This is a genomic window from Nocardioides sp. (assembly GCF_029937575.1).
Taxonomy (GTDB): Bacteria; Actinomycetota; Actinomycetes; order Propionibacteriales; family Nocardioidaceae; genus Nocardioides.
The window spans coordinates 1-7,295 of sequence record NZ_JAPYPS010000114.1 but is presented as its reverse complement, the minus strand read 5'-3'; the positions used below and the strand labels follow the sequence as shown (position 1 = coordinate 7,295).

The window sequence follows — 7,295 nt, the reverse complement described above, 5'->3', positions numbered from 1 at the left end:
TCGCGCCGCACGCGGCACCGGCCGGGCCGGTGGCCGGGATGTACTCGACCTGGCTGCTCCCCCACGACCGCGCGCTCGCAGCGCAGGCGAGCGCCCGCCGGGCGGGCTTCGAGGTGAACCTGCTCGCCGACTACTGCCGCAGCTCCGAGCTGACCGGCCTCGTCGTTGGCTTCGGCGGTGTCAGCGACATCGAGCTGGATGCCGCGCTGGCCGCGATCGGCCGCGGGCTCGAGACGTAGGTCCGGAGCGGACGCGGTTCGGCTCAGGCCTGCTCGGCGTCGAAGGCGGCGAAGGCGGCGGCGCGCTCGCGCTCGATCCTGCGGCCGAGCAGGTCGGCCGAGCCCCACAGCAGGGCGAAGATGGCGCCGAGGAAGAACATCGTGGTGACCAGGAAGCCGAGCACGATCGCGGCCCCCTGGATCGCCCAGCCCAGGCCGTAGGCCCACTCGGACCGAAGCAGGCCCGACGCGACGATGCTGAGCAGGGCCAACCCTAGCCCGACCGGGAGGGCGACGGCGGGCGAGACGTCGGAGACCGCGATCATCACCGGGGTGCTGAGGCCGAGCGTGATCGCCTCGAGGAACAGCACGGCCGAGCACATGCCGCGACGCGGTGACCGCTCGCGCTCGCTCACGACTCGGTGCCTCGCCTGCCGCGGGTGAGCAGGGTGCGGGCCTCGCCGACGGTGACCACCGAGCCGGTGACGAGCACGGCTCCCGAGCCCAGCGGGCTCCCGAACGCCTCCCCGGCCTCGGCCAGGGTCGCGGCGGCCTCGATGGCGCCGGCCAGGTCCGCGACGACGGTGACCCGGTCCTCGTCGAACACGTCGAGGGCGGCCTCGGCCAGCGCCTCGGCCGGCATCGCCCGATCGGTGGAGTTCTGGGTGCAGATCAGGTGGGCGAGGTGCGGCTCGAAGGCAGCCAGGACTCCCTCGTAGTCCTTGTCGGACATCACGCCCATCACCCCGATCAGGGGCGCGAACTGGAAGGAGTCCTCGAGCGCGTCGGCAGTGGCCCGCGCCCCGGCCGGGTTGTGGGCCGCGTCGAGCACGATGGTCGGGCTGCGACGGATCACCTCGAGCCGCCCCGGCGAGGTGACCTCGGCGAAGGCGGCACGCACCAGGTCGTCGTCCAGGGCGGCGTCGCCGGCGAAGGCCTCCACGGCGGCGAGCGCCACGGCGGCGTTCTGCGCCTGGTGGGCGCCGAAGAGCGGGAGGAAGACCTCGTCGTAGCGCGCCCGGAGTCCCTGGAGGGTGACCACCTGGCCGCCGACGGCCGCGACGCGCGAGACCACGCCGTACTCGATCCCCTCGCGGGCCACCGTGGCGCCCACCTCCTGCACCCGCTCCAGCAGCACCGTGGCGGCGTCGAGCGGCTGCTCGGCCATCACCACGATCGAGCCGGGCTTGATGATCCCCGCCTTCTCGCGCGCGATGGCGCCGGGATTCTCGCCGAGGTACGACGCGTGGTCGACCGCGACGGGCAGGACCACCGCGACATCGGCGTCGATGACGTTGGTGGCGTCCCACGTGCCGCCCATGCCGACCTCGACGACCGCGACGTCGACGGGAGCGTCGGCGAACGCGGCGTACGCCATCCCGACGACGGTCTCGAAGAAGGACAGGGGGAAGGGCTGGTCGGAGTCGACCAGGTGCGTGTAGGGCGCGACGTCGTTGAACGCACCGACGAAGTCCTCGTCGCTCAGCGGCTCACCGTCGATGCTGATCCGCTCGCTCATCCGCTCGACGTGTGGCGAGGTGAAGCGTCCCGTGCGCAGCTCGAGGGCACGCAGCAGGGTGTCGATCATCCGCGACGTCGACGTCTTGCCGTTGGTGCCGGTCAGGTGGATCGACCGGAAGGAGCGCTGCGGGTCGCCGAGCATCTCGCAGAAGGCCGTGATCCGGTCCAGCGACGGCTCGAGCTTGGTCTCCGGCCAGCGTGACAGGAGCGCGTCCTCGACCTCGGCGTAGGTCTGGGCGAGCCGGGGTGCGTCGGGAATCTCGTCGGTGTCAGCCATCTCGTCGCCAGTCTAGGGACTCTCCCGCACCTCGGCGGACCAGGTGGATGACAGGACACTAGAACAAGTTCTAGTCTCGGTCCGAGCGTGACGTCGACCACAGCCTGATCACCGCCTGGGAGGGCCCCGCATGAAGACCACCGTTGCCATCGTCGAGTCCCCCGGCGGCCCGTTCCAGCTCGTCGAGGTCGACCTGGACGAGCCCCGCGCCGACGAGGTGCTCGTGCGCATCGTGGCCACGGGCCTGTGCCACACCGACCTGTCGCTGCGCGACCAGCTGCCGGCCGAGATGTTCCCGCGGGTCTTCGGCCACGAAGGTGCCGGCGTGGTCGAGCAGGTCGGCGAGGACGTCTCCGGGATCAGCGTCGGCGACCACGTGCTGCTGAGCTTCCGCTCGTGCCGCGAGTGCCAGATGTGTCGCGACGGCCTGGTCGGCTACTGCGACAACACGCTGATGATCAACTACATGGGCTTCCGGATGGACGGCTCCACGACCCACCAGCGCGACGGCGCACCCGTCTACGGCTCCTTCTTCGGACAGTCGAGCATGGCCCAGCACGCGATCGCCTACGCCGACAACTGCGTCGTGATCGATCCCGCCCTCGACCTGGCGACCGTGGCGCCGTACGGCTGCGGCTTCCAGACCGGGGCCGGCACCGTGCTGAACATCTTCGAACCCGGCCCCGACGACAGCCTGGTCGTGTTCGGCTGCGGCGCGGTCGGCCTGGCCGCGATCGTGGCCGCGCAGGCCGCCGGGTGCGGGACCGTCGTCGCGGTGGACCTGATGCAGAGCCGTCTCGACGTCGCGGCGCGCCACGGCGCCGTGACCGTCGACCCGACCACGCTCGAGGAGCAGTCGGTGGTCGACAAGGTCAAGGAGCTGACCGGGGGCGGGGCGTCGTACGCGATCGACACCACGGCGGTCTCCGAGGTCGTCAAGCAGGCCCAGCAGTCGCTGAAGACCCGCGGCACCCTCGTGGCGCTCGGCCTCGGGCCCGAGGAGTACACGATCGACGCGATCGACCTGCTCCAGAACGGCAAGATCATCCGCTCCTCGATCGAGGGCGAGTCCGACCCCCAGGAGATGATCCCGCGGCTGCTCGCGATGCGCGCGGCCGGCGCCTTCGCCGTCGACGACCTGGTGACCACCTACCCGTTCGAGGACATCGAGAAGGCCATTGCCGACGTCGCCTCGGGAGCGGCGGTCAAGCCGGTGCTCGTGTGGTGAGGACCGGCTGACCGCTCAGACGATCTCCATGTGGGCCATGTCGACGACCGGCGCGAAGCCGATGGCAGCGTGGATCTTGTTGGAGACCGGGCTGGCCTGGCCGGGGAGAACTCGCGGATCGGCGGGTCCGGGGGCACGCAGACATCCGACACCAGATCGCACCGGCGACGCCACCGGATTCGGCGGGTACGGGCGACCCCGCGTGACGCCGCGTTAATCCGCGGGACACACCCCACTAGGATTTCGCCCATGACAGAGATCATCGAAGGCCAGGCCCCGGACCCGACGAGCCCAGCGGACCCATCCGCCGGCGCTGTCGTCGTACCGGACAAGCCCGCCCTCGAGGGTCTCGAGGCGACCTGGGCCGAGCGCTGGAAGGCCGACCAGACCTACGCCTTCGACCGCACCCAGCCCCGCGAGAACGTCTACTCGATCGACACCCCGCCCCCGACGGTCAGCGGCAGCCTGCACGTCGGCCACGTCTTCTCCTACACCCACACCGACCTGATCGCCCGCTTCCAGCGGATGCGCGGCAAGAGCGTCTTCTACCCGATGGGCTGGGACGACAACGGACTGCCGACCGAGCGCCGGGTGCAGAACTACTTCGGCGTGCGCTGCGACCCGTCGCTGCCGTACGACCCCGATTTCACTCCACCCGAGAAGCCGGATGCCAAGAAGCAGGTGCCGATCAGCCGGCCCAACTTCATCGCGCTGTGCGAGCGCCTGGTGGAGCAGGACGAGGAGGTCTTCGAGTCGCTGTGGCGCACCCTGGGCCTGTCCGTCGACTGGAAGCAGCACTACACGACGATCGGCGCGAAGGCGCAGACCGTCAGCCAGCGCGCGTTCCTGCGCAACTTCGCCCGCGGGGAGGCCTACCTGCAGGAGGCGCCGACCCTGTGGGACGTCACCTTCCAGACCGCAGTCGCCCAGGCCGAGCTCGAGGCCCGCGAGTACGCCGGTGCCTACCACCGGGTCGCCTTCCACAAGCCGGGCGGCGGCGTGGTGCACATCGAGACGACGCGACCCGAGCTGATCCCCAGCGTGGTGGCCCTGATCGCGCACCCCGACGACGAGCGCTACCAGGATCTCTTCGGCACCACCGTGACCTCGCCGGTCTTCGGCGTCGAGGTGCCGGTGCTCGCGCACCCCCTCGCCGAGATCGACAAGGGCTCGGGAATCCTGATGTGCTGCACGTTCGGTGACCTCACCGACGTGACCTGGTGGCGCGAGCTCGACCTGCCGGTGCGCACGGTCGTGGGCCGCGACGGACGTTTCACCCGCGAGACGCCGCCCTGGCTCTCGAGCGAGGCAGCGTCCACGGCGTACGCCGAGCTGGCCGGCAAGACGACCTTCTCCTCCCGCGAGGCGATGGTCGCCCTGCTGCGCGAGAGCGGCGACCTGGACGGCGAGCCGAAGCCGACCCAGCGGATGGCGAACTTCTTCGAGAAGGGCGACAAGCCGCTCGAGATCGTCGCGACCCGCCAGTGGTACATCCGCAACGGCGGGCGCAGCCCCGAGCTGCGCAGCGAGCTCCTCGGCGAGGGCGCTCAGATCACCTGGCTCCCGGGCCACATGAAGCATCGCTTCGACAACTGGGTTAGCGGTCTCAACGGCGACTGGCTGATCTCGCGCCAGCGCTTCTTCGGCATCCCGTTCCCGGTCTGGTACCCACTCGACGCCGAGGGCGAGCCCGACTACGACCACCCGCTGCTGCCCAGCGAGGCCGAGCTGCCGGTCGACCCGTCCACCGATGCACCGCGCGGGTACGACGAGTCCCAGCGCAACCAGCCCGGGGGCTTCCTCGGCGACCCCGACGTCATGGACACCTGGGCGACCTCCTCGCTGACTCCGCACATCGCGGGCGGCTGGGGTGAGGACGACGACCTCTTCGAGCGGGTCTTCCCGATGGACCTGTGCACCCAGGCCCACGACATCATCCGCACCTGGCTCTTCAGCCGGGTCGTGCGCGCCCACTACGAGAACGGCCAGGTCCCGTGGTCGCACGCGATGCTCTCGGGCTGGATCCTCGATCCCGACCGCAAGAAGATGTCGAAGTCCAAGGGCAACGTGGTCGTCCCGACCGAGATCCTGGACAAGTACGGCGCCGACGCCGTGCGCTGGCGCGCCGCCCTGGCCCGCCCCGGCCTGGACTCACCGTTCGACGAGACCCAGATGAAGGTCGGTCGGCGCTTGGCGATGAAGGTGCTCAACGCCTCGAAGTTCGTGCTCGGCAACGTGGGAGGCACGTCCCTCGACCCGGTCCGGGTCAGCGCACCCGTCGACTGCGCCCTGCTCGCCCGGCTCGCGGGAGTGGTCACCAGGGCCACCGAGGCCATGGAGGCCTACGACTACTCGACGGCCCTCGAGGTCACCGAGAAGTTCTTCTGGGAGTTCTGCGACGACTACCTCGAGCTGGTCAAGGAGCGTGCCTACGCCGAGGACGGCGGCGAGCCGACCGAGTCGGCCAAGGCCACGCTGACCATCGCCCTGGAGATGCAGCTGAGGCTGCTCGCGCCGTTCCTGCCATTCGTGACCGAGGAGGTGTGGTCGTGGTGGCGCCCCGGCTCCATCCACCGCTCCTCGTGGCCGCTGGCCACCGAGCTCGGGTCCGCCGCGGCAGCCAACCCCGCCACCGTGGACGCGGTGGCCACGGTCCTGCGCGGTGTGCGCGGCGCCAAGTCGAAGGCCAAGGTGTCCATGCGCGCCCGGCTCTCCGAGGTGCGCGTCACCGGTCCGCAGGAGCTGCTCGACCGGGTCGAGCTGGCGAGGGCGGACCTGATCGCGGTCGGCAAGATCGACGAGCTGGTGCTGGTCGCCGGCGGCGACGAGCTGCAGGTCGACGCCGACCTGGCCGACACCGACGCTGGTTGAGGTGTGAGGCGCGCCAGCGCCGAGCCTCGAATCCCGGTGAGGCGAGAGGTCGCCGCAAACGGCGGCTTCCGTGAGGTTGCTTCTCGGCTCACTGGATTTCGTCACGCGGACCGCGAGTTCGTTCCTCACTCGCGCCGCTTGCTCAACCTCGCGTAGTCACACGCTCGCAGGCTCGCCTGTGACTAGGCTGACTTCTTCTTGGGCTTGGTCTCGCGCAGGACCAGCTCCGGAGCTGCCTCGCCCTCGACGGCCTCGCCGGTGATGATCACCTTGGCGACGTCACCGCGCGAGGGCACGTCGTACATCACGTGGAGCAGGACCTCCTCGATGATGGCCCGCAGACCGCGGGCACCGGTGCCGCGCTCGAGAGCCTTGTCGGCGATCGCCTTGATGGCGTCCTCGGAGAACTCCAGCTCGACGCCGTCGAGGTCGAAGAGCTTGCGGTACTGCTTGACCAGCGCGTTGCGGGGCTCGGTGAGGATCTGCACCAGGGCTGCCTGGTCGAGCTTGGTGACGCTCGCGATGAGCGGGAGGCGACCGATGAACTCCGGGATCAGACCGAACTTGGTGAGGTCCTCGGGACGCACCAGGGCCAGCAGGTCGTCGGCCGCGCGCTCCTCGGCTCCGCGCACCTCGGCGGTGAAGCCCAGCGTCTTCTTGCCCACGCGCTGCTCGATGATGTGCTCCAGGCCGGCGAAGGCGCCACCCACCACGAAGAGGATGTTCGTGGTGTCGATCTGGATGAACTCCTGGTGAGGATGCTTGCGACCGCCCTGGGGCGGGACCGAGGCGGTCGTGCCCTCGATGATCTTCAACAGGGCCTGCTGGACACCTTCGCCGGAGACGTCGCGCGTGATCGAGGGGTTCTCCGCCTTGCGGGCCACCTTGTCGATCTCGTCGATGTAGATGATGCCGGTCTCGGCCTTCTTGACGTCGTAGTCGGCGGCCTGGATCAGCTTGAGGAGGATGTTCTCGACGTCCTCGCCGACGTAGCCGGCCTCGGTCAGCGCCGTGGCGTCGGCGATCGCGAAGGGCACGTTGAGCATCCGGGCGAGCGTCTGGGCCAGGTAGGTCTTGCCGCACCCGGTCGGACCGATGACGAGGATGTTGGACTTGGCGACCTCGACGACCTCGTCCTTGGAGTGCTTGCCCGACACCGGCTGCACGCCGGCCTGGACCC

General features: G+C 70.0%; 6 protein-coding genes and 1 pseudogene. 3 read left to right on the top strand and 4 right to left on the bottom strand.

The features are described 5' to 3' along the window. A pseudogene (locus tag Q1K33_RS20350) lies at positions 1-239 on the top strand (PLP-dependent aminotransferase family protein); the annotation flags it as partial. A gap of 23 nt (positions 240-262) precedes the next feature. Here the strand turns inward: Q1K33_RS20350 and Q1K33_RS20345 are convergent. Together Q1K33_RS20345 and Q1K33_RS20340 are read right to left on the bottom strand one after the other, a co-directional pair. Beyond that, on the bottom strand, positions 263-634 hold the full coding sequence (locus Q1K33_RS20345; RefSeq protein WP_300406701.1) for a DUF4233 domain-containing protein: 372 nt from the start codon (positions 632-634) through the stop codon (positions 263-265). Then, on the bottom strand, positions 631-2,016 hold the full coding sequence (locus Q1K33_RS20340; protein ID WP_300406699.1) for a folylpolyglutamate synthase/dihydrofolate synthase family protein: 1,386 nt from the start codon (positions 2,014-2,016) through the stop codon (positions 631-633). Before Q1K33_RS20340 ends, Q1K33_RS20345 begins: the two co-directional genes overlap by 4 nt. Before the next feature lie 130 nt (positions 2,017-2,146). Between Q1K33_RS20340 and Q1K33_RS20335 the strand changes: the two genes are divergently transcribed. Further along, positions 2,147-3,244, top strand: coding sequence for an NAD(P)-dependent alcohol dehydrogenase (locus tag Q1K33_RS20335; protein WP_300406697.1), 1,098 nt, complete (start codon positions 2,147-2,149; stop codon positions 3,242-3,244). Positions 3,245-3,259: 15 nt separating this feature from the next. On the opposite strand, the gene Q1K33_RS20330 is transcribed toward Q1K33_RS20335, so the two are convergent. Then, positions 3,260-3,406: a hypothetical protein gene (locus tag Q1K33_RS20330; protein ID WP_300406695.1), complete on the bottom strand. Its 147-nt coding sequence runs from the start codon at positions 3,404-3,406 to the stop codon at positions 3,260-3,262. 87 nt (positions 3,407-3,493) lie between these two features. Here Q1K33_RS20330 and valS point away from each other — a divergent pair, with 87 nt between their 5' ends. Then, positions 3,494-6,115: a valine--tRNA ligase gene (valS, locus tag Q1K33_RS20325; RefSeq protein ID WP_300406694.1), complete on the top strand. Its 2,622-nt coding sequence runs from the start codon at positions 3,494-3,496 to the stop codon at positions 6,113-6,115. Between the two features lie 182 nt (positions 6,116-6,297). On the opposite strand, the gene clpX is transcribed toward valS, so the two are convergent. Then, the coding region (gene clpX, locus Q1K33_RS20320; protein ID WP_300406692.1) for an ATP-dependent Clp protease ATP-binding subunit ClpX at positions 6,298-7,295 on the bottom strand (998 nt) is incomplete at its 5' end.